We start from the raw sequence: 21632 nt of genomic DNA on the forward strand, positions 1-21632 counted from the left end.
ATTTGCTAAAATCCTGTTCAATTTTTGTATTAGAAAACAAAATGATTAAAAACTTTACCCATACTCTACACTGATACAATCAAGGGGCAGACTAACCTAATAGCTTTCTACCCCTTAATAGTAACGAATAAGTATATATATAAACTACTTCAAACTTTGTACGTAATCATATAATCCTTCTGGCCACAATCGGTCCTTTTCACTTTTTTCTACTACACTTTCCATTTTAGCTTGAAAAGCAGCAATATCAGGTGTTTTATTGATGGTTACACCTTGGTTCATCATTTCTTGTACCTTTATATCAGCAGATTCCGAATCGTATTTTGAAAATAGTTTTCCTGTCTCGAAAGCGCTTTCCCTAATAATTGTCTTTTGTTCCTCGGTCAACTTGTTATATGACTTTTCATTGATAACCATTACATATGGGCTGTAAATATGATTAGTCATTGTAATATATTTAGCTGCTTCATGGAATTTCATGCCATAGATAGAACCTAGCGGCGACTCCAACGCATCAACTGTACCTTGCTGTAATACCATATATGCCTCTCCCCAAGGTACTGAAACAGCGTTAACACCTACACCAGTCCATGTTTTAAGATACATCTCAATTTCAGGAACCCGCATATTAATGCCCTTCATATCCTCAGGCGTGTTGATTGGTTTTTTAGATATGACGACTCTTGGAGCAGCTACGCCATTATCTGCTAATACTCTTAATCCCGCCTTATTTACTATATTTGCTTTGAATTCTTCATTTTTACTACTTGTCAAAAACATATTCAGGTGTTCTTGGTCTCTAAACAAAAATCCCATTGAAAGTATATTCCAGCCTGGCTCAAATTTTGAATACCAATCAATAGCTCTCCATGACATATCTACAGAACCCGTTTGCAGCAATTCTGTTAAATCATCTCCCGTACCTAATTGTCCTACTGGATAATAATCAATCATCACTTCACCATTCGTTTTTTCTTCTACCATTTTTTTGAAATCTTGTCCAGATACTTCTCCTGGTGTACCTACCGCACTTTCCACTGCTAGCTTTAGAACAATTGGTTCTTTTTTCCCCGTCTGCTGTGATTTTTGCTCACTTGGTGATGAGCCAGATGAACTAGCGTTTTGACTACATCCTGCTAACAACACCATGAACATGGCTACTACTAAAACTAAACCTACTACTTTCTTCATTTTCATCTCTCCTTTTTACTTAATAATTAAATTGGGTAACCATAAAACCGTTTGATCAAAATAAGTAATAATCAATAGAGATATTAGTAATGGTATCAGCAATGGAATAACTGATTTAACCATTCTTTCGAATGAAATATTTGCAAGTCCACTGACAATATATAAATTCCAACCTACTGGTGGCGTAAGCAATCCTATTGTTAAGTTTAAGGTCATTACAATACCTAAGTGTACTAAATCAATATTATACATGGATGCTAAAACAACAAGCGTAGGTGTAGCAATAAGTATTGAAGATGTAATACTCAAGAAACATCCTAAGAAAAGTAAACATATATTTATCAATAGGAGTACAATCCATTTACTTGCACCTAGGGCAAATAAATAATTCCCTACTAAATCCGGCACTTTTGCAATTGTTATAACCCATCCAAATAATGCTGATGCTATTACTATAAAACAAATCTGAGCTGTTGTATTAAATGCAGCTTTCATGATTTCTATAAATTTTGAAAGAGTAAATCGAGTATAGTAATAACAAAGAAAAAGTGAATAAATCACCGCTACTGCGCCTGCTTCTGTCGCAGTTGTTATTCCTGTGACAATACCTAAAATTATAATTACTGGTGTAATTAAAGGAAAAATTGCTTCTTTGAACGCAACAAATCTGTCTTCCCAACTGTTTTTGCTTCTAGTTGGAAAATTATATTGTTTTGATGCAATAAATGTGACGTACATCATCATAAGTGTGCACATAATAATACCTGGCATTAATCCACCCAAAAACAATCTAGCTACTGATACTTCAGCCACTGTAGCATATACAATTAAAGTTGTACTAGGTGGTACAATAGGCCCAACAGTTGATGATGCAGCTGTTATTGCTGCACTGAATCCCGTATCATAACCTTCTTCTTCCATGGCTTGCATTTCTATTTTACCTAGACCAGCCGTATCTGCAATAGCAGACCCTGACATTCCTGCAAACAACATACTCGCTAATATATTGACATGAGCAAGGCCACCTTTAACATGTCCTATGAAGCTTAATGGAAGATTAAATAATCTTCTAGTTATTCCAGCAGAGTTCATAATTTCCCCTGCCATAACGTATAATGGTAACGCCAAAAGAGAATATGAGCTTACCCCACCTACCACTTTAGTGGCAATATTGGCTAAGCTTAGGGTTGGGTCCATTATTATGTACACAATAGAGGCACCAAACATAGTCATAGCTACAGGAACTCCAAGAAGCATTAATGCTATGAAAGTAAATAATAAAGCAATAAGCTCCATTTTCTCCCTCCTATTTCTTAATAATTTTTTAGTTACTGAATGAAATCGTTCTCCTTTCGTATAATTACAGTCACTTAGTTCATTTTTATTATAAATTTAATTTAGCTCATCTATCAATTCAGTTTTTCCTGTCATTTATTCACATTCAGAATAAATGACAGGAAAATCTTTCTGTTTATATTGATTTTTTATAGAAATAATTATATTCTTTAAAAAACAAGATAGTTTTAAGAAATTTTCGAAAACTATGCACAACAAAAAATCTCAGAAAAAAAGAGTATCATCGTATACGAAAAACTGTAAATTATTAAAATACATACAGTCATCATTTTATGACTCTCAAAATTTCTAAGATTAATGCTTAAAACTATAAGTTAAGAAGGTGCATTTGGAAAGTTTGATTAGGATCTGCCATTTGGCAGATATGTTTCGCTCCTTATCTGGGACAGACAGGCGATTAGACAGCAATGGTTTTTTTATAGATGGTCATTTCTCATGTTTATATAATTGGAGGTTTATCCGCAATAAGCTTCTTATATTTTAGACTCTGGATTGCTAATCTTTGGGAACGCTAGCGGTGTTAACAATCCCAAAATAAAAGAGGGTGGATATGTGAATTTTTTACAACTTGAATATTTTATCAGTATTGCCAAAAACAAAAGTTTTACAGAAGCATCTAATGAGGTATTATTATCTCAGTCTTCATTATCTAAACATATTGCAAAATTGGAAAAAGAGTTAGGTGTTAAACTATTTAATAGAAATACTAGAAACATTTCCCTAACATTAGCAGGCGAAGAGTTACTACAACATGCTAAAATATTATTAGATGAATATTACAATACTCTACAGAAAGTACAATTGTATAGTAACAGTCACTCAATAAATATCGGTAGTATAGAACATATGAGTAAAGTAGGACTAACAACCCCAATTGCTTCTTTTTTAGATAAGTTTCCAAGTCTTGATATAAATATCAAACAAGGTGATACTATATGCTTAATGGATATGCTAATCAGTTGTAAGATTGATATGGCGTTTATCGCTCACATCATATACCCGTTCTTAAATAGTTCAAATATTTCAAATTACTCTTTAGAAAACTTAAATCTATTTACACTTTTAGAGGATGAATACTATTTAATCGTTAATAAGAATCATAAGCTTGCTTCGAAAACGAAAATAGATTGGGGTGAATTAGCTAACGAAAAACTTGTTATACTTGACAATGGATACAGCCTAAATACTGTGATAAAAACTACGCTTAAATATTTAAATATTCCCGCTAAAATTGCGTTTGAATCGAATCAGGTAGATACAATATTGGGATTAATCAATGAGAATTATGGAGTATCACTGCTATCAAAAAAAGTAGCTACGGGAAACGATAATTTAGCAACGCTAAGGATAAATAATCCCATTAGAAGAAACACTGCTATTGTCACGCATAAGGATGTTCGTTCGAGTACTATTCAAAAATTTATTGAACATATTTTATCTTATTATAATAATCTAGAAACGTTATAGATTACCGAAAAGTAGATTGGTAAAGTGGCTTCCCTGGTCGCTATTTGTAATCTCTGGTTTTCTTGTAGATAATGCTCTTTTTAAGCAATCCGTTACAAAGTTTTTTTCTAATGAACTGGATAACTCGTCATCTACAATGCATCTGCTGTACCAAGCAATTATGACAAATAAATACATAAAACTCTTATATATACTTCTTCAACTACTCCGAGTAAACTTTAGACTATATAAAAACAATGCTGCTGCAAAGGCTGACACCTAATAAAAAAGTATCGAGAAAGATTCAGATTGGGCAGTCGGCAAGCGGAATGTGACAACGAAAGACGGACTATCGGCGTAAAGCTGATAACCCGTCTTTTGTATTTTGAGGGGTAGGGCAAAGCCGCGACACTCAAAATAGGGTTTCCAAAGGGGCACCCTTTGGCACACAACTTTGCGAATCAAAGTGTAGTGTGTTATACGCTCTGCCAGCGTTGCCGCCGGGGAGGGCAAGGGCGTTTGAAACGGCAGGAAAGCCGCCAATGACAGTCCGATTTCAGCAGCGGACAGGGCGTATATGAAGCCCCGTCTATCGTCTGAACTTCGGGACAAATTGGCCCAAAGTCCCGCAAGGTATCCAGAGGCGTCCCCCCTAGAACTCCGTCCGTGGAGCATATGCCCTATTCCTGTTCTTTGGAGGAGGCGCGGGGCAGGGCCCACTGCATAAACCAACCAATTGCCACAAACGTAGCGAAGCCGTTTAGATGCTTTTGCGGGATTACTCTTTCTTTTGCATCAACCCTATTGATAAGATAGGATTTATAAGCTCATCATAATGCTTCATTCCCCTGCTAAGCTAAATTAGAAAATACTAATTTAGCAACCTATCTGCCATAGCTTCATCAAAAATTTCCGCCATATCAGACTGTTTACCATATTCGAAACCTATCCTTCCATCATATGTCATGGAATCACAGGAATCGGTAGCGATAAATACACGCAGAATTTCGCCGTCCTCGCGTGTGAACTTTATCGAAGCAATGTAAGGACAGCCGGAAAAACCGTATATCTCCTCGCTGTTTATCGCTCTATTCATGAGCTTTGACAACGCATTGAGCTTTTCCGGAGTATTTACGGTCTGCGACCGCAAATCAGTGGTATAGGAGCCATCGGCTTGCTCTACACTTTCCGGAAAATCAATACTGGCACTCTTGAGAGGAATTTTAAACCATTGTGCATCAAAGCTTCCGTAGTCTATTTCCATGACATTCTTTATTTTATCCATAACAAAGCTATATACGGCTTCGTTGTATTCAAGGGCAATAAATCCCTGCTCATCCATAGTAGACATGATATAACCTGCTGAATTACTATTGCCCATAAACTCATATTGCTTCCCGTCTATATGCAGTCTGGCACCTGTTGAGCGTATGGAGCTGTCTTCTTCATGCAGATACTTCCATGCATCTTGTCGTGATTTTACATTATCTATACCCTCCGAAGATGAGAATAGGCTGCTAATTTCTTCGAGTTCATTGCCGCTTATGTTGATGAAACAGGAGTATGGCGATGAATAGAAATTTATGGTATCCTTGTCTTGATAATAAAATTCAATGCGGGGAGAATTTGCGCTATATAACGACAAACCTGCGTTTTTTCTAATAAAATCAAGCCGATCTCTTCCATTTTGCGTAAATGCAAGAATGAATGTCTGATTTGCATATTCATCAGAGCTTTTGCTTTCACTGAAGCAAAAGCAGTCAAGGTTTTTATTCCCAAAAGGTAACTCAAGAAGATCATAGCCTTCAAGCTCATATAGAATGTTTGAATCAATATCCTTATCGTAATAGCCGATTTGAAGAACTTCATTCTTTACACCGGCTTCTGAAAAATATCCTATATCAATGCTGCTAAAATCATCATATACGGGAGCATCCTTACGTCGGACGGCCAAGTAATAATCCATGCCATCTCCTGCTGTTCGCCCTATGATATCGTAATGTCCCATCAGCATATCAGATACTTGTTTTGTTCTGCTTTCGTCCATCTGCTGAAATGAAGCACCATCAATATAGCTTTCAACAAGAGCAATATACTCTTCCAGCGGAGTAAGCGGCATTGGCTCCGGTGTTGCATTCATTGCCGTTGGAAATATGGAATCCGTATGCCTATCACTTTCAGAAGCTGGCCTCGTACACGAAACTGTTAAAAGTGTAACAAATAGTAATATAGCAAATAAATACGTTTTTTTCATATTTCAGGTACCTCCCAAATATAGATATGATTATTGAACTTTAACTGGCATGATGTGCTGCCAAGTATTTATTTTCCATACGATCTTACCAAATAAGTCCAAGCATTACAAGTTTATTTCCGCTTCTTCCTGCGTTTCCTCTTAGAAATATTCAAATGCTTGGATTTCGCCAATACCTTCATCAGCAATTGAAATTCCTCCGGTGTCAGCTTGGTATAATCAATCCCCAGTTGGCGGCTTCCAACAGCCGGATATGGGTATCCTCCCCGCCAGGCTGATACTTCTCCGTGATTTTCACCCTTGCCATATCCACCAGCGTATTCAGGTTTTGTATCTGCATACGGGCAATGCCGTCCACATAAATCTCAATGTCAGCCAACAGCTTCACAAAGTCCTTATGCGCCGCCATCTCACAAAGCAGGCGGGTATTGATTTTCCTGCTTTTTAATAGCCCTAGCATTTCATCACTCAAATGTAGTTCCGCAAGGTCTGCATTTGGGTGATTTTTTGTTTCGGTCAGCTCTAACAGCTAATCAGCGGACACGCCGTAGAATTTCGCCAGCGTCAAAATGCTGGTATGGCTGATGTCCTTGTAATCCTCTATTTCATAGTTTCCCAAAGCGGATTTTGAAATACCTGTCTGCTTCTCCAACTGCTCCAGCGTCAGGCTGTTTTCCAACCTTGTGGATATACGGAACGGGCGGTCAAAAAAGTATACACTTGGATTAGTTCATCAGTGGACAGCACAAGTGAATGACCGTTCGAAAGGGATCCCACCGCAGGAGAAGCACAGCCATGAACCGCACTTCGGGCCTCGTCGGCGCAAAGCCTCGTAGCTTTGTGGGGGCCCCAATACCCGAAGTGCGGGGACCGTGCTAATGTGGGGAAACGCCGCCATAAGGGGGCAGGAACGGCTTTCAGGGAAAACGGCAAAGGAACAGGAAAACGGCATAGCCAAAACTGACTATGCCGGGTGCTGTACAAATACTTCTTTATTGGGGGCGTGCTAAAGGGATCACTGTTTTTATTTTAGTTTACTAATCGTTTTTAACATACCTTAGACAGAAATTTCAATTATAGCTATTAGGGCCTCCTGCCGTAAAGTTTATCTGTTCTATGATAAGATTATTGTTACTGTATTTGTAATTTACAATGAAATATCCGATATAAGAACCATGAGTAAAGCGGAGGCTGATATTCACGCTTATTTTATTGTTTTCTACAAAATAACGTATTTCTTCATTGTACGCTTGCCTTGTTTCATCAGCAGCGTCTCCTATCAACAGACATATAGCCAGTAAGCCGATTGCACTACCGGGCACAATTCTTTTTTCTCCCAATTTACAACTCATTCCATCCTTTACAGCAATCAATCCATTGAAGAAACCTTGAATATTTCTCTAGCTCATCTATCGTCAATTCAATTGCGCTATTCCCGCTGCCACAAGCAGGAAAAACGGTTTCAAAGCGCTTTAAAGATACATCTAAATAAATCTCTACCTCTTTATTCACGGCAAATGGGCATACACCTCCGACAACATGACCGATCAGCGCTTCAACTTCATTAAAATCAAGCATTTTTGCTTTTACTCCAAATTGCTCTTTATATTTTCGATTATCAATTTTGGCATCACCGGCTACAACAATTAATATCACGCTATCCCCTAAATGAAAGGAAAGTGTTTTTGCTATTCGCTGAGGCTCACAGTGTAATGCTTGTGCGGCAAGTTCTACCGTTGCGCTGGATTCAGAAAACTCTAGGATCTTGTCTGCCATGCCGTATTGTTTAAAATATTCTTTAACCTTCTCTATTGCCATGTTTTTCTTCTCCTATCATGTATAACAGCTCATTTATTTTACTTCAACGATCCAGCCTTCGGGCGCTTTCACATCTCCGAATTGAATTCCACAAAGTATATCATAGAGCTTTTTAGTGACTGGTCCTACTTCCTTTTCGCTATGGAATACATGAAGTTTCCCATTATATTCTATCCCTCCGATAGGCGTAATGACTGCGGCGGTTCCGCAAGCTCCGGCCTCTGCAAATTCATCCAGCTTATCAATCAGGACATCTCTTTCTTCAACTTCCATACCCATATATTCTTTCGCCACATGCATCAAAGAATACTTCGTGATACTTGGAAGGATGGATTCGGATTTTGGTGTAACAAATTTATTATTCTTAGTAATTCCAAAGAAGTTGGCAGCACCAACCTCTTCGATTTTACGGTGAGTCAAAGGGTCCAGGTAAATACAGTCTGCAAAGCCTTTCTTTACAGCCACCTCATGGGGCATCAAGCTTGCGGCATAGTTGCCTCCTACCTTGGCAGCACCTGTTCCGTAGGGTGCTGCTCTGTCATACTCGGAAACAATAAAGTTGACAGGCGTCATGCCTCCTTTAAAATAGGGCCCTACAGGGATGCAGAATACGCCAAAAATATATTCCGGAGCAGGCTTCACACCGATATTGTCCCCAACTCCGATTACATAAGGCCGGAGATAGAGGGTAGCACCTGTGCCATACGGCGGTACATAGTGTGCATTAGCCCTTACAACTTGTACACAAGCACCGATGAATTTTTCTTCTGGGATTTCAGGCATCAAGAGCCGTCTGCAGCTGCTTTTCATACGCTTTGCATTCTGATCCGGCCTGAAGAGTTGTATCTTCCCATCCTTTGTTCTGTATGCCTTCAAGCCTTCAAAGCACTGTTGTCCATAATGAAGAGCCGCTGAGCCTTCACTTATGGTCAGGGTATTGTCTTCCGTTAACTTACCGTCGTCCCAGCTTCCAGACTTCCATACAGAGATATAGCGGTAATCTGTCTTTATGTAGTTAAAACCCAATTTGCTCCAATCAATATCTACCGCTTTCGTCATATCAATCACCTCTCTAAATTTTTATAATATTTAATAAAAGCTTCTTATTCCATCGTAACAAAAAAAGGCATTGCACACAATGTTATCATTGTATACAATACCATTTTCTTTACTGTACAGCGGCAATTAATATTCTCAGTTATTTTTTAATATACGAATACTTCCTGACGAACTTTTAAGTACCACTTTATTGTTCTTCATAGCAATCTATTTTTTTCCACCTTTTTTATTTTTAGAGCAAGGATTTTACCCATTCCCGTTTATTCCATAATGCACACCCGCCCTTCGGTTCATTCAGTCCGGTATGGTTTTGACGGATTTTTTTCATCAATTCGGACTGTAGCGCCTCTTTTAATGATACTTCTCTTATATTTACATCAGAATAGGGCGCAAATGGACAAGGTTCCACGTCGCCTTCAGCACTGACATGAATAAATCCCCGCCCTGCCGAAAGACATCCACCATAATCCTTCTCGTCGCCCGGAAAACTTACAAACAGTCCCGGGAATTTAGCCCTGAAGGAATCCAAAATTTGGGCAAGCGCAATCCGCTGTTCTTCCAAAATCACAAGATCCTCCGTCGCTTCCTTTACCGGAATATACTCCACAAAGAAAAACAATTGACAGCCCGATGCCAATAATTTATTGATAAAGGCTTCGTCAGTCAGTGTATCAAAATTCTTTCTTGTAACAGTAAATGAGTAACCGAAAAAGATACCGGAATGCTTCAGTTTCTTTATCGTTTTCTGAAGGTGTTCATAAACACCGGAGCCTCTTCTTTCATTTGTATCTGTTTCATATCCTTCCATACTGATTATGGGGACTACATTTCTTTGATTTCTTAGTCGAGTAATGATCTCGTCAGTAATCAGTATTCCGTTTGTGAAAAGAGGAAAGATTATTTCCGGATTTTCATTTGTTATGTCAAGGATGTCAGGCCTCATAAGCGGTTCACCGCCCGCAAGAAAAATGAACGAGATACCCAGACCTTTTGCCTCCAGAATTACTGATTGTAATCTATCACAGCTCATCTCTTTTTCAACTGGTCTGTGCTGTGCCTTAGAATAGCAGCCTTTGCACGCAAGATTGCATCGGTTCGTTATACTGATGATCATATATGGTGGAACCTTAAGTTCCTGCTTTTCATATTCCATCCTTGTTTGAGCAGCTTTCTTCTGAAAGTAAATGCTTTGAAGGACAAACTCCATCATTGCTGGTTTTTTTACGATAATCCTCAGGGCATCATGAAAGAAATCACTTATCGAATTGTTCAGCTTAATACTATAATCATTATTTTTCAAGTTGATATCCTCCCTTTATATTGGATTTGAATTGCTTTAGCTGCGAATGAACATTTTTTAATTCATTCACTTATTGACAAAAATAAATACACCGTATTTATTTTTGCCGGCAATCAGTCAGACCTTTCATTATAAATTCCTCTAGGTATTCCAGAATTCGGGGGAAATATTGTATTCCCAGTTCTTCCTTATGAATGTCAATATAAGGTATGGAACTAAAAATGGCCAGTATCATATCGTCATCTATATCATCCCTTAACTTTCCTTGGGCTTTCCACGCTTTTATTATTTCCATCAAACTGCCGTTCATTAATTCGTTTATGCGCTTTATTCCGCCCAATTTATAAAATTCCTTCTCAAGCTTGCTGAAGAGATCCCTATTATACCATTCCTTCAGTATCGGATTCGATCTCATGCCGTCAAGGTTATTTGCAATTATTTCTTGTACAATTTTTATAGGATCTCCGTCCAATTTTACTGATTTCATAATACTCTTTTTCAGTTCTTCGTTTTCTTTCAGATAAATCTCCAAAAAAAGTTCATCTTTTGAGGCATAGTATTTATAAAATGTTCCTGTCCCTATCCCAACTTTTTTCGTAATGTCTGAAATGTTGGTATCTTTATAGCCTTTGGTACTGAATAGTTCTTTCGCACAATTAAATATATCAGCTTTTGTATCTTCCACTTTATAACCTCCATGCTAGAATGAATTAAATTTAATTCATTCTAATTGTAGCATAGAAATTTCTTTTTGTCGATATCCTTTTCAAAATTCAACTAAATTCTTCTGATCCCTTTTAATTAAAAAACCTCGCTTTTCTATAAAAAAACAATTGCCCAGCTGATTCAATTCTAAATATAGCATTAAATCAGCTAAGCAAGCTTTATGATTATCTCATTCAATTTTTAATAAGTGTGTTTTTGAAAAGTAAAGTTTTTCTATTAAAATTCTCAAATCCCTTTGTACTAAACTAAAACTGACTTATTGATTGTTGCTGCAATCTCATTTTCTGTAAAGCCATCTGTAAAAACCTCACTGATTTTGCCATCTTTTATCATTACAATACAGGGCACGTCCTTTACCCCTAGTCGATTAGCTATACCTGCAGATTTATAGATATCCACCTTTGTAAATCTAGCTTTTCCTTTATATTCCTCTTCCATTTTTTCTATAGTCGTTAAATATTCTCTGGATTTAGGGTCGACGGCATTATATATATAAATAATACCAGTTATATCATCTTTCATAATTTGCTGATGGAAAAGTTCGCTTTCTGCTATATATTTTTCAGCACCAAAACCTGCTATGGCTCCATCTCCAACAGCCGTAGCAACTTGTTTAAGAAACTTATCTCTTACATCTCCGACTGCAAATACACCCTCTATATTTGTCTCCATTTTCTCATTGGTAATTAAGTAACCCCCTCGATTCATATCCAAAATATCTTTGAATATTTCCGTATTGGGAAGGTAGCCAATAAATAAGAAACAAGAATCTACTTCAACAGGAATACGTTCATTGGTTTTTAAATTTTTCAAGATCACGGTTTGCAAATGTCCTTCTCCTGCAAATTCCTCTACTACTGTATTCCAAATAAACTCCATTTTGGGATTAGATAAAGCTTGCTCCTTCGCAATTTCGTTACAATCCATTTTTCCAACATCATGTAGTACGGAGACAATTACTTTTTTTGCGAATTTCGTGAGGAACATACCCTCTTCAATCGCTGCATCTCCACTACCAACGACAAGAACCGTTTTATCTGTGTTTGCAGCTGCGTCACAAGTAGCACAGAAGGATATCCCTTTGTCATACAAGTAATCTGCTTCTCCTTTTGCACCAGTCAATCTAGGCTTCCCGCCAGAGGCAACAATAACAACCTTTGCTTCATAATTAGTTCTAAAGGTTTCAACGATCTTGGTTTCACCTGCTAGCTGCACACCTTTTACATCTGTTAACTTAAAGCTCACGCCAAATTTTTTCGCTTGTTTGTGAAATAGATCCATTAAGCCCAGACCGGTTGTTCCTTCTGGAAAACCAGGATAATTTTCTATTTCATTGGTGTATGTTGCAAGTCCTCCTACCAAGGACTTTTCTATAATCAGGGTTTTTAACCGGGCACGACCACAGTAAATACCCGCGGTCAGACCAGCCGCTCCGCCACCGATAATTACTACATCATACTTCTCTACTTTCTTCTGCATGAATACCCCTCCAAACTACATAAAGAATTTTACCAGCAGCTTACTCCCTATTACAGCACCAGCAAATAGGAAAATAGCAAACACCCATCCTGATAATGATAATGAAGCAATCCCACTAAATAATGCACCAATATTGCAGCCAAAGGCAATCCTTGCTCCGTATCCCATTAATAAACCACCCACGCACGCAGCCACAACTTGCTTGCCTGATTTAATCTTTTTAATTTTAAATTGTGAAGCAAGTAAGGTGGCCAATAAAGCTCCTACGATTGTACCTAGATTTCTAATTGAACCAGGATCCTTTAAAAATCCAGCTTCTAAAGTAGCCTGAGCACCTTCACTGCTAAAGTAATACCATTTATCTACATTACCGCCTACCGCTCTGTAGAGCCAAGCTCCCCAATTGGCAAAAGCTCCGCTAACACCCCAGGGATCACCGGTAGAGGCCAGTGTTGCAATCTGGAAAATCGACAAAAGAATTGCGCCTGTCACATAGGTCCAAGCACCCTTCACCCATATTTTATAAAACTTGCTTTCATAAAGGTTCAAAATTTCACCCCCAAATAAAACTACTTGGTCTTTTCAATAATAATTTCCCATTCCCCATCATCTACTTCTTCAATTTCAACATTGTGCCCTTCTTTTCTTGCCCATTCAGGAACATTTTTCATTGCACAGCTATGGTCAATTTGAACGATTAAAAAGTCACCCACTGCTAATTCTTTTAGTTTGTTTTCTGTTTTAACCAATGGTACTGGACAAGCTTCTCCTAAACAATCTAACATTACCTCTTTCATAAAATAATCCTCCTTAACAATTTATGAATATTATTGCTCTTGATTTCTGTTCTCCCACTTATCAGCAAGGATATATAATCCAGCAATCAGTAAAAGTTGAACAGCAACTGCTCCAAACCATCCAAAGAGATCGGGTAAAAATACCGTTGGTCCCTTCAGCATAAAATTTAACTTCCACCATCCATAGTCATGAGCGCCCCAAAGGGAACCGATGACAAAGAAAATCAAAGATAAAATTTGCATCGTAAAGCCTTCGCCAACACGCATGAGTGTCCCTGAAGCACAGCCACCAGCGATAACCATACCGATACCAAACAGCAAAGCGCCTACAGCTGTGGCTAAACTGATTGGCACTACATAGCCTTGGCCAGGAATCGGCAAACCCTTGCTATAATAGCCGTATTTGATAGCTGTAAAGCCGATGGTAGTTACTGCAAACGCTATCAGAACAGCTCTAGTAACAGAAGTGCTTCCTGTAAGATATGGGTCTCTCATGGAAGCCGTAAAACAAAATCTAGACTTCTGAAGAATCACCCCAAAGCAGCAACCTAGTATCCAGAAAAGAGTAAGCTTAGCAGAGATCGTTGATAGATAGATGCCAAATGCAATTACGCCTACCAGTAGCGCAATCCCATAGGGCTGTTGCTTTTTCTTAGGCTTTCTACCGGCACCTTCTCTTCTTCTGGAGGAAGTACGGCTGCTAACATTTGATTCAGACATAGCATCACCCTCCTTAAAATCGATACTTTTTTAACAATGATGACTAAATACATTATATCATAGATGAAAATTTATGATTATTTGATATGATTATATAATATAAAGATAAGTTATAATGCATCTTGGGGTATAAGATATAATTATAGTAAAGTCTATGCTATAATAATGTTAAAAAGATAACACAAAAATCATGGGTAAGAAGTTAGGGTATCTGCTGAGCAGGAGGGATTCAAGTGAATATTGAATATTTAAAGTATTTTTATGAAGTGGCCACAGCGAAAAGTATTTCGAAGGTAGCAGTTAATTTTCACATTTCACAACCTGCATTAAGTCAACAAATCCAACGATTGGAAGAGATGTTGGGATATAAGCTTTTAAACAGAAGTAATAAAGGGGTGGAGCTTACGGAAGCAGGTCAGATTGTCGAAAAGTATGCTAGAACCTTAGTCAAGGGCTATGGAAATATGCTTGAGGATTTAAAAGCCATCAGCAGCAATCATGCTACCATACGAATCAATTCTAATGTAACATTAGCGACCTATGCACTGCCCTGTACATTATACACCGTTCAGCAAAATTTTCCTGAATTGCTATTTAATCTTGCATCAGCCTTTTCAAATCAGGTCGAGCAGAATGTTCTCAATGATGTATGTGACGTGGGATTTATTTACGGGAAGCCCGAAGATAAAGATCTATCCTATGCAAAGGTTGGGGCCGAACAATTAATTGTTGTGGCATCAGAAGGCTTCAATATTCGACAGGATGTATGTCTAAAGGATTTAATCAGCTATCCACTCTTTATGTTAAACAACATCCATAGAGAACAAAAACAGATCAATCGATATTTAATGGATTTAGGCTATAACTTGGATCATTTTAATATTTCCCTGTCTTTAGACTCCATTGAATCACTAAAATCAGCAGTAATCAAAGGATATGGACTTGCAATTGTACCTTATATCTCCGCTAAAAAAGAAATCTATACAAAACAGCTCAAGCAGATTTACATTGGCGATTTTGACATGAAGCAGGATATCTATATTCTCTATAAAAAAGAAAAACTGCATAATAGCAGTGTAAAAGCGTTTATTCAATACATAAAGAAAATCGGAGAACAAAGCTTTTGCTAAAGCTTTGTGATAAATATCTCCCAGATACCATTCATTACTTCCTGAGATTCTACTTTCAAACTCTTTTTACTATAGTGGTCTAAGATAGATTGCAAAACGCAGCTGTGATCTGTAATAACCTTTATTGTATCATTAGCCGACATTGACTTTAGCGCTTCTTTAATTCTTAGAACAGGAATCGGACAAAATTCGCCTAAGCAATCTATCTCACGCATGTTATCCCCTCTTTATTCATTATTTACTACTTTTATTATACCATTTACATATAAATTTTGTACGAGTATCCTTAAACTGTGGTTAGATATTTATGATCAATCCTCTGAGAAACTACCCTTTCTATATCTAATAAATCTGTGATTGCAAATGTATCGCTCAATTTAAATGGGGGCTTGCTATGAATATTTCTTTTTATGAACCTTACTATATCGGTACAGAAATCAACCATATCAGAGAGGCTATGGAACAACATCAAATTAGTGGAGATGGCCACTATACAGAAAAAGTTGTATCCCTACTGAAAAATAAGTTTGAAATCCTAAATATGGTCATGACCACTTCTGCCACCCATGCCCTTGAAATGGCAGCATTATTGATAGACTTAAAGCCAGGGGATGAAGTCATCATGCCCTCCTTTTCTTTTCCTTCTACTGCAAATGCAGTGATGCTTCATGGAGGAAAGCCTGTATTTGCAGAAATTGAAGAAGCAACCTTAAATATTGATGTAAAAGACGTAGAAAGGAAAATTAGCAAAAACACAAAAGCGATCATTCCTGTACATTATGGAGGAATTGCGTGTAAAATGGGTGAGATAATGACATTGGCAGAGACCTATCATTTGTATGTTATTGAAGATGCTGCACAAGGAGTCAATGCAAAGTTTAAAGAAAAGCATCTGGGGACTTGGGGACATATGGGATGTTATAGTTTTCATGGCACAAAAAACTATACCTGTGGAGAGGGAGGCGCGCTGCTGTTAAATACCAGTGATGAGCAACTTCTGTATCGAGCTGAAATCATTAGGCAAAAAGGGACCAATCGCAGGCAATTCATGCTTGGGGAAATTGATAAATATTCATGGGTAGATATGGGATCAAGTTATACTCCCTCAGATCTTTTAATGGCTTTTTTATATGCGCAGCTCGAGTCAATGGATCATATCACTCAAAAAAGAAGAGCCATTCACAGCTATTATGAAAACTTTCTTAAAAGGTATGTGGATAGAGGAATCATTAAAATGCTTCAAACACCCATTGACTGCACACCCAATTTTCATTTGTTTACCATTTTGTGTAGAAATGAGAGAGAGAGAAATACGCTAATGGGCAATTTGAAAAAGAAAGGAATCGCTACTGCTTTTCACTTTGTTCCATTGCATAGCTCCACAGCAGGACAAAAACTCGGCTATCATCAGAATGATTTACCCCTCACTGAAAACCTTAGCAAGTGTTTGCTAAGATTGCCCATCTATCCAGGGATGACTGCAGAACAGCTTGCCTATATACAAAAACACCTTTCCAGCTGTCTCGACGCGTTTGGGGAATTATAAATGGTCATTCAGATTTCAGTTGTTATCCCTGTTTATAATAGTGAAAAAACACTTGCTGAGTTGATTCTGCGGCTTACGCATACGCTTCAAAAACTATGCACTATACAATATGAAATCATCCTTGTGGATGATCATAGCCAAGATGATAGTTATAGGGAACTGCAGCGATTAAAAAAACACCATCCACAGATTAAACTTATACAGTTAGAAAGAAACTTTAGTCAGCAAAATGCCTTAATGTGCGGTTTGCATTATGCAGAAGGTACATTTATTATTACCATGGATGATGACTTACAGCATCCTCCGGAGGAAATAGAAAAACTTCTGAAAAAGCTGGAGGAAGGCTATGATGTGGTTTTTGGTATTCCCATAAAAAAAAATCATCCCAAATATCGCAACGTTGGAACCAAGCTGATTCGATGGTTATTTAACAAAATATGTGCAAAACCTTCTGGTGTTCAAGTCAGCAGTTTTCGAATCATGCGAAGAAATATTGTAAAGCAGCTTATTTTGAACACAACATCTTTCGTCTATTTAGCGCCGATTATTTTTAAAGTCACATCCAATGTAGCAGACATTCCAGTTATACATGACCAGAGGAAATGCGGAGAATCAAATTATAACCCCTATACATTAATCAAGCTATTTATAAAGGTCATTCTCTACTATTCAAGTTTTTCCAAATACTTGCCGTTTCCGAAAAAACCGCAGTTTGTAATAAAAAATATTCAATGGTAAGGAGTATGTTCCATGAAAATTCTAGTTTTAGGTGGAAGTAACATTCAGTTAAATGTAATCCAGCGAGCAAAGGAAAAAGGCCATACTGTAATTGTGTCTGATTTCTATCCTCATGCTCCTGGGAAAGCCTATGGAGATTATAGCGAAAACGTTAGTACCTTTGATATTGATGGAAATATCCAAGTTGCTAAAAAATATGGAATTGACGGGGTTCTTACCATCGGAACAGATCAGCCTGTGTATACTGCCGCAAAAGTTGCGGAAGCGCTTAACCTTCCTTCTCCCATTGATGCAAAAACTGCAAAGGCTGTAACGAATAAAAAAGTGATGAAACAAATATTTGCTCAAAATAAAATTCCTACCGTTGCATTTGCACTATTAAAGAAAGACTTTGCAGACAGTGATTTATATAGCTTTCAATTTCCAGTCGTCATTAAACCACTGGACAGCCAAGGGCAAAGAGGCGTATATAAATTAGATTCCATGAATGATATCCGCAATCTATTTGATGATGTATTGAGTTTTTCGCGGAAAAAGGAGATTTTACTTGAAAGATTTTATCCCAGTGATGAGATTACCGTTAGCGGTTGGGTAATTAATGGAGAAACCTATGTTTTTTCCATTGTAGATCGATTAACCTTTAACAATTATCCTCATATCGGTGTTTGTATCGGTCATCATTTCCCCTCTAAATATATGAAAAAATATTATGATGAAATTCTCTCCATTACAAAAAATATTGTAGCCGCCTTTCAAATCAAAAATGGCCCTATCTATTTCCAAATGCTCATTGGCGAGGAAGGCATAAAAGTCAATGAAATTGCCTGCCGTATTGGAGGAGCCTATGAGGATGAATATGTTCCACAAATTATAGGCATTGATCTTTTGGATATGCTTATTGATAGTGCCCTTGGAAAAACTATCGATCCTACTGGACTCAAGCACTTTGACTTGTATTCAACGGATAAACATGTTTCCGTAGAAATGTTTTTTGCGAAGACTTGTATTATTAAAGCTTTAACAGATATGGAGAAAATCAAAAAACTCCCTGGTGTATTGCAGGCAAAGCACAACTTTCAAATTGGAACAGAAATCAAAGAAATCGCCAATGCTACCCAAAGAGCAGGCTATATGATCATTCAAGGAAAAAGTGCTGTGGATTTGTCATCAAATATTAAACGTGCTTATGACCAGTTAGGCATATACGACGAAGCTGGTAACAATATGCTGATTCGGTTCAATGGCAAATAGATTGCAATATAATTAATAATGGAGCAGAAATCTGCTCCATTATTAATTATCACGGACTTTATAAATCTTTATTTTCCAATCCTTTGTACTCATATATCTAACGATTCGAATGCCATAGACAGAGTCGGTGAATTCATAGACTTTATCACATTTTTGTGTTAAAAATGCTTTCATTTCTTCATAATAAACCAAATTTCCATAAAGCCCATACCAGACCGGACGGGTATCATAAATAAAATCCATCTCTTCCGGATAAATAATATATTGAATTTGATTTTTATAAATATACTCCTCAAAATCCATCTCATGATTTTTCAAAAATGCTAAATTTCGATAATCATAAAGTTTCCCATTTTCAAAATAATACTCTGTATTGAGGTTTGCAAGCACAACAGAATCAGAGGGTACAACCTTAGAAATTTCAGCAATATATTGATCGTAAGTAGGATTAGCAAAAGGAAGTATCTGCATCGTTGTTGCCATTAAAATCAAAAAAAAGATGATTCCAACAGACAGTCTTCGATAAAGCATAGGCAGATTTTTCACAGCATAAATAACTAAAATATAAAATAATGGAAATAAAAAAATAACACTGGTCTGATTATACCTGCCAATGATTATATTCCCACCATTTACTGCAAAAATCCCTAAAAGAATTGACAAAATATTCTCTTTCTCTCTCCCCTTCCTTCTAAAAAGTATTATCGTTGAAAAAAATAAGGCGCTTAAAAATAATATCGCTTGAAGTTTTATATTGGGCGTATAGTAAGTTCCACTCACTTGATAAAATAGTTTCAGATAGTAATACTTTACCTGGAGTATTTTTGAAGAAATCGGCTGCAAGACTTCAAATTCGCTTTGTCCATAAGCCATATAATTTCTAATAAAATTGGGGTCAAAGGAAATACTCAAAAGCACAAAGCCTGCTGCAAAGCCTACTACAGTAAAAGCATACAGTAATAAATTCATTAGGTGCGTTCTTTTTGTAAGGCAGATGTGGTACAAATAAATAAGACCAAAGGGCAAAGCAATCACAAAACTGTTTGGATGCAGTCCAATGCTTAGTCCAACCAGTACTCCAAGCAAAAGATCCTTTTTGTATCCTTTTTCATCCATTCGAGAAAACATAAAGTATAGTCCATATGATAATACACAAACAAGCAAAATCTCCTGCCGTGCAAAATGGGAGGCATAGATGAATTGTATATCCATACTCAGCAATAGCATGGCCAATACAGCCCACTTGGAAGAATTAAAAATATATGCACTTAGTTTATACATATACCCTAAAGAGAGCAACCCAAATAAAAGCGATATCATACGCATATTGAACAGGCTATAGCCAAAGCATTGAATAAATAAAACCTGAATCATATGAAAGAGTATTTTTATAGCATGGGGATTCCTGATTTTTAAATCATAGAAGGACTCTGTCACCGAAAAGCTTTTATTCTCCAGCATATTTCTAGATAAGCCGCTTAACCAAGATTCGTCAGAGTGTATAAAGGGAAATCTGGTCAAAAAAATGGTATTCAGTAAAAAATACCCGATAAAAAAAGCATATAATAAATATTTTTTATGCAACTGCTTCTGTTTTGTCATAGCATACTCCTTTGCATTGATACTAAAATCATTATAGCACACTCTTTTAATTGGGATATACGCCTTTGACCCTATGGGTGTATCAAATAATTCGATATAATATTTGAAAAACTTATAACAATAGCAGAAAGGAATCAAGTATAATAAAAGGAGAATTGTGCATTATTTAACAATATTGATTTCTATATGAAGGGGGCAAAAGTATGAAAAGAATGGTAAGATCGATATTTATTATTTTAATAGCTACTTTAATGCTTTTGACAATAGGGTGTACTTCTACAAAAGTAGAGGGGAGCGGACAAAATATTATTGAAGCAGGCAACGTATCAGCTTTGTTAAATGAAAATCACGCGGTTTTAGTCGATATGCAGAGTGCAGAAGAATATGCAACAGCACATATTAAAGGCGCAGTAAATATTAAGCGAGAGGATATTACGATAAATGTACCCGTTTCAAATATGTTAGTCTCAAAAACAAAAATTGAAGACCTATTAGGAAAAAGCGGAATCGGAAATGATACTACGGTGATCATCTATGACAATACCAACAATATGGATGCAGCTCGACTTTGGTGGACGCTGAAGGTTTACGGTCATGAAAATGTAAAGGTGGTTAGCGGCGGATATAAAGCCCTTAAAAATGCTGGTCTTGAGGTTACTTCAGATGTACCTGGTATTATGGAAACAACCTATGCAGCAAAAGACAAAAATACAGACATGATTGCTACCATAGAAGATGTAAAAGCACAAGTCAATGACCCTAGTAAGGATGTTGTTCTATTGGATACCCGTACAGAAGAAGAATTCAACGAGGGCACGATACCGGGTTCTATCCTCCTTGATTATATCCAAAACAACTATAAGGATGGTACATACAAATCCATTGAGAATATCAAGATCCAATATATCGAAAAGGGAATTACCCCTGAAAAAACTACTATTCTTTACTGTAAGACTTCTATCAGAGGTGCACAAACCTATCTAGCTCTTTATAATGCCGGTTATCGCAATCTTAAGCTCTATGACGGCGCCTGGGTAGAATGGTCTGCAAATCCTTCCTTGCCAGTTCAAAGACCTGAAGGCTTAAAAGTAGAGTCAAATCAACAGGACAATTCATAAACCCTCTTAAAAAGAACTAGAAAAACCTAGTTCTTTTACATTTTATAAAAGGATTGATTATAACAAATGCTTATGCTATATAAGGAAAACGATTACAAGAT

At 37.1% G+C, this 21632-nt stretch carries 23 protein-coding genes; 6 read left to right on the forward strand and 17 right to left on the reverse strand.

Going from position 1 to position 21632, the window contains the following annotated elements; all coding sequences use genetic code 11:
• Nucleotides 1–144: 144 nt before the first annotated feature.
• Together Gferi_RS07295 and Gferi_RS07300 are read right to left on the reverse strand one after the other, a co-directional pair.
• A complete protein-coding gene (locus Gferi_RS07295) occupies nt 145–1191 on the reverse strand; it encodes a TRAP transporter substrate-binding protein (protein ID WP_069975011.1) in 1047 nt (348 codons plus the stop codon).
• A 15-nt stretch (nt 1192–1206) separates the two neighbouring features.
• A complete protein-coding gene (locus Gferi_RS07300) occupies nt 1207–2487 on the reverse strand; it encodes a TRAP transporter large permease (protein WP_069975013.1) in 1281 nt (426 codons plus the stop codon).
• Nucleotides 2488–3099: 612 nt separating this feature from the next.
• Between Gferi_RS07300 and Gferi_RS07305 the strand changes: the two genes are divergently transcribed.
• On the forward strand, nt 3100–4014 hold the full coding sequence (locus Gferi_RS07305) for a LysR family transcriptional regulator (RefSeq protein WP_069975014.1): 915 nt from the start codon (nt 3100–3102) through the stop codon (nt 4012–4014).
• Here Gferi_RS07305 and Gferi_RS29440 read toward each other — a convergent pair.
• From Gferi_RS29440 to Gferi_RS07365, 13 genes are all read right to left on the reverse strand, one after another.
• Nucleotides 4009–4191: a DDE-type integrase/transposase/recombinase gene (locus Gferi_RS29440; RefSeq protein ID WP_408607488.1), complete on the reverse strand. Its 183-nt coding sequence runs from the start codon at nt 4189–4191 to the stop codon at nt 4009–4011. The two genes, Gferi_RS07305 and Gferi_RS29440, sit on opposite strands and share 6 nt — an antisense overlap.
• Before the next feature lie 673 nt (nt 4192–4864).
• Nucleotides 4865–6247: a hypothetical protein gene (locus Gferi_RS07315; RefSeq protein ID WP_069975017.1), complete on the reverse strand. Its 1383-nt coding sequence runs from the start codon at nt 6245–6247 to the stop codon at nt 4865–4867.
• A 205-nt stretch (nt 6248–6452) separates the two neighbouring features.
• On the reverse strand, nt 6453–6719 hold the full coding sequence (locus tag Gferi_RS29590; protein WP_456297976.1) for a hypothetical protein: 267 nt from the start codon (nt 6717–6719) through the stop codon (nt 6453–6455).
• Nucleotides 6720–6776: 57 nt separating this feature from the next.
• Nucleotides 6777–6926 (reverse strand): helix-turn-helix domain-containing protein, encoded by a 150-nt coding sequence (locus Gferi_RS29595; RefSeq protein ID WP_456297977.1) that lies wholly within the window; start codon nt 6924–6926, stop codon nt 6777–6779.
• 391 nt (nt 6927–7317) lie between these two features.
• Complete coding sequence (locus Gferi_RS07325; RefSeq protein ID WP_069975019.1) at nt 7318–7599, reverse strand: hypothetical protein; 282 nt, start codon at nt 7597–7599, stop codon at nt 7318–7320.
• Entirely contained in the window at nt 7589–8065 is a 477-nt protein-coding gene (locus tag Gferi_RS07330) for a YbaK/EbsC family protein (protein ID WP_069975021.1), read from the reverse strand. Before Gferi_RS07330 ends, Gferi_RS07325 begins: the two co-directional genes overlap by 11 nt.
• A 33-nt stretch (nt 8066–8098) precedes the next feature.
• Nucleotides 8099–9124, reverse strand: coding sequence for a branched-chain amino acid aminotransferase (locus tag Gferi_RS07335; protein ID WP_069975023.1), 1026 nt, complete (start codon nt 9122–9124; stop codon nt 8099–8101).
• Nucleotides 9125–9356: 232 nt separating this feature from the next.
• On the reverse strand, nt 9357–10424 hold the full coding sequence (locus Gferi_RS07340; protein WP_069975025.1) for a radical SAM protein: 1068 nt from the start codon (nt 10422–10424) through the stop codon (nt 9357–9359).
• Nucleotides 10425–10521: 97 nt separating this feature from the next.
• Nucleotides 10522–11109: a TetR/AcrR family transcriptional regulator gene (locus Gferi_RS07345; protein WP_069975027.1), complete on the reverse strand. Its 588-nt coding sequence runs from the start codon at nt 11107–11109 to the stop codon at nt 10522–10524.
• A 281-nt stretch (nt 11110–11390) separates the two neighbouring features.
• Entirely contained in the window at nt 11391–12629 is a 1239-nt protein-coding gene (locus Gferi_RS07350; protein WP_069975029.1) for an FAD-dependent oxidoreductase, read from the reverse strand.
• Between the two features lie 15 nt (nt 12630–12644).
• Nucleotides 12645–13178, reverse strand: a complete 534-nt coding sequence (locus Gferi_RS07355) for a YeeE/YedE thiosulfate transporter family protein (RefSeq protein ID WP_069975031.1) — start codon at nt 13176–13178, stop codon at nt 12645–12647.
• Between the two features lie 20 nt (nt 13179–13198).
• Nucleotides 13199–13426, reverse strand: coding sequence for a sulfurtransferase TusA family protein (locus Gferi_RS07360; protein ID WP_069975033.1), 228 nt, complete (start codon nt 13424–13426; stop codon nt 13199–13201).
• Between the two features lie 30 nt (nt 13427–13456).
• Nucleotides 13457–14146: a YeeE/YedE thiosulfate transporter family protein gene (locus Gferi_RS07365; protein WP_069975035.1), complete on the reverse strand. Its 690-nt coding sequence runs from the start codon at nt 14144–14146 to the stop codon at nt 13457–13459.
• Between the two features lie 233 nt (nt 14147–14379).
• On the opposite strand from Gferi_RS07365, the gene Gferi_RS07370 reads away from it, so the two are divergent.
• Nucleotides 14380–15276 (forward strand): LysR family transcriptional regulator, encoded by an 897-nt coding sequence (locus Gferi_RS07370; RefSeq protein WP_069975037.1) that lies wholly within the window; start codon nt 14380–14382, stop codon nt 15274–15276.
• Here Gferi_RS07370 and Gferi_RS07375 read toward each other — a convergent pair.
• The gene (locus Gferi_RS07375) at nt 15273–15491 is read right to left on the reverse strand and encodes a sulfurtransferase TusA family protein (RefSeq protein WP_069975039.1); all 219 of its coding nucleotides are present in this window, start codon (nt 15489–15491) and stop codon (nt 15273–15275) included. The genes Gferi_RS07370 and Gferi_RS07375 overlap by 4 nt on opposite strands.
• Before the next feature lie 179 nt (nt 15492–15670).
• Here Gferi_RS07375 and rffA point away from each other — a divergent pair, with 179 nt between their 5' ends.
• The 3 genes from rffA to Gferi_RS07390 are packed head-to-tail and all read left to right on the forward strand — an operon-like array spanning nt 15671 to nt 18811.
• The gene (gene rffA / locus Gferi_RS07380) at nt 15671–16822 is read left to right on the forward strand and encodes a dTDP-4-amino-4,6-dideoxygalactose transaminase (RefSeq protein ID WP_069975040.1); all 1152 of its coding nucleotides are present in this window, start codon (nt 15671–15673) and stop codon (nt 16820–16822) included.
• Complete coding sequence (locus Gferi_RS07385) at nt 16823–17560, forward strand: glycosyltransferase family 2 protein (protein WP_069975042.1); 738 nt, start codon at nt 16823–16825, stop codon at nt 17558–17560.
• Between the two features lie 12 nt (nt 17561–17572).
• Nucleotides 17573–18811 carry an ATP-grasp domain-containing protein gene (locus Gferi_RS07390; RefSeq protein WP_069975044.1) on the forward strand — a complete coding sequence of 413 codons (1239 nt, stop codon included), beginning with the start codon at nt 17573–17575 and terminating at the stop codon, nt 18809–18811.
• A 42-nt stretch (nt 18812–18853) separates the two neighbouring features.
• On the opposite strand, the gene Gferi_RS07395 is transcribed toward Gferi_RS07390, so the two are convergent.
• Nucleotides 18854–20413, reverse strand: a complete 1560-nt coding sequence (locus tag Gferi_RS07395) for an ArnT family glycosyltransferase (RefSeq protein WP_069975046.1) — start codon at nt 20411–20413, stop codon at nt 18854–18856.
• 203 nt (nt 20414–20616) lie between these two features.
• Here Gferi_RS07395 and Gferi_RS07400 point away from each other — a divergent pair, with 203 nt between their 5' ends.
• Nucleotides 20617–21531 carry a sulfurtransferase gene (locus tag Gferi_RS07400; protein ID WP_069975048.1) on the forward strand — a complete coding sequence of 305 codons (915 nt, stop codon included), beginning with the start codon at nt 20617–20619 and terminating at the stop codon, nt 21529–21531.
• Nucleotides 21532–21632: the final 101 nt, after the last annotated feature.

The organism is Geosporobacter ferrireducens, assembly GCF_001750685.1.
Taxonomy (GTDB): Bacteria; Bacillota; Clostridia; order Peptostreptococcales; family Thermotaleaceae; genus Geosporobacter; species Geosporobacter ferrireducens.

Bases quoted from the DNA above. Each gene is read 5' to 3' on its own strand.
- Gferi_RS07295 (WP_069975011.1), bottom strand. From the start codon at position 1,191: ATGAAGAAAGTAGTAGGTTTAGTTTTAGTAGTAGCCATGTTCATGGTG.
- Gferi_RS07300 (WP_069975013.1), bottom strand. From the start codon at position 2,487: ATGGAGCTTATTGCTTTATTATTTACTTTCATAGCATTAATGCTTCTT.
- Gferi_RS29440 (WP_408607488.1), bottom strand. From the start codon at position 4,191: ATGTATTTATTTGTCATAATTGCTTGGTACAGCAGATGCATTGTAGAT.
- Gferi_RS07315 (WP_069975017.1), bottom strand. From the start codon at position 6,247: ATGAAAAAAACGTATTTATTTGCTATATTACTATTTGTTACACTTTTA.
- Gferi_RS07325 (WP_069975019.1), bottom strand. From the start codon at position 7,599: ATGAGTTGTAAATTGGGAGAAAAAAGAATTGTGCCCGGTAGTGCAATC.
- Gferi_RS07330 (WP_069975021.1), bottom strand. From the start codon at position 8,065: ATGGCAATAGAGAAGGTTAAAGAATATTTTAAACAATACGGCATGGCA.
- Gferi_RS07335 (WP_069975023.1), bottom strand. From the start codon at position 9,124: ATGACGAAAGCGGTAGATATTGATTGGAGCAAATTGGGTTTTAACTAC.
- Gferi_RS07350 (WP_069975029.1), bottom strand. From the start codon at position 12,629: ATGCAGAAGAAAGTAGAGAAGTATGATGTAGTAATTATCGGTGGCGGA.
- Gferi_RS07360 (WP_069975033.1), bottom strand. From the start codon at position 13,426: ATGAAAGAGGTAATGTTAGATTGTTTAGGAGAAGCTTGTCCAGTACCA.
- Gferi_RS07365 (WP_069975035.1), bottom strand. From the start codon at position 14,146: ATGTCTGAATCAAATGTTAGCAGCCGTACTTCCTCCAGAAGAAGAGAA.
- Gferi_RS07375 (WP_069975039.1), bottom strand. From the start codon at position 15,491: ATGCGTGAGATAGATTGCTTAGGCGAATTTTGTCCGATTCCTGTTCTA.
- rffA (WP_069975040.1), top strand. From the start codon at position 15,671: ATGAATATTTCTTTTTATGAACCTTACTATATCGGTACAGAAATCAAC.
- Gferi_RS07385 (WP_069975042.1), top strand. From the start codon at position 16,823: ATGGTCATTCAGATTTCAGTTGTTATCCCTGTTTATAATAGTGAAAAA.
- Gferi_RS07390 (WP_069975044.1), top strand. From the start codon at position 17,573: ATGAAAATTCTAGTTTTAGGTGGAAGTAACATTCAGTTAAATGTAATC.
- Gferi_RS07395 (WP_069975046.1), bottom strand. From the start codon at position 20,413: ATGACAAAACAGAAGCAGTTGCATAAAAAATATTTATTATATGCTTTT.
- Gferi_RS07400 (WP_069975048.1), top strand. From the start codon at position 20,617: ATGAAAAGAATGGTAAGATCGATATTTATTATTTTAATAGCTACTTTA.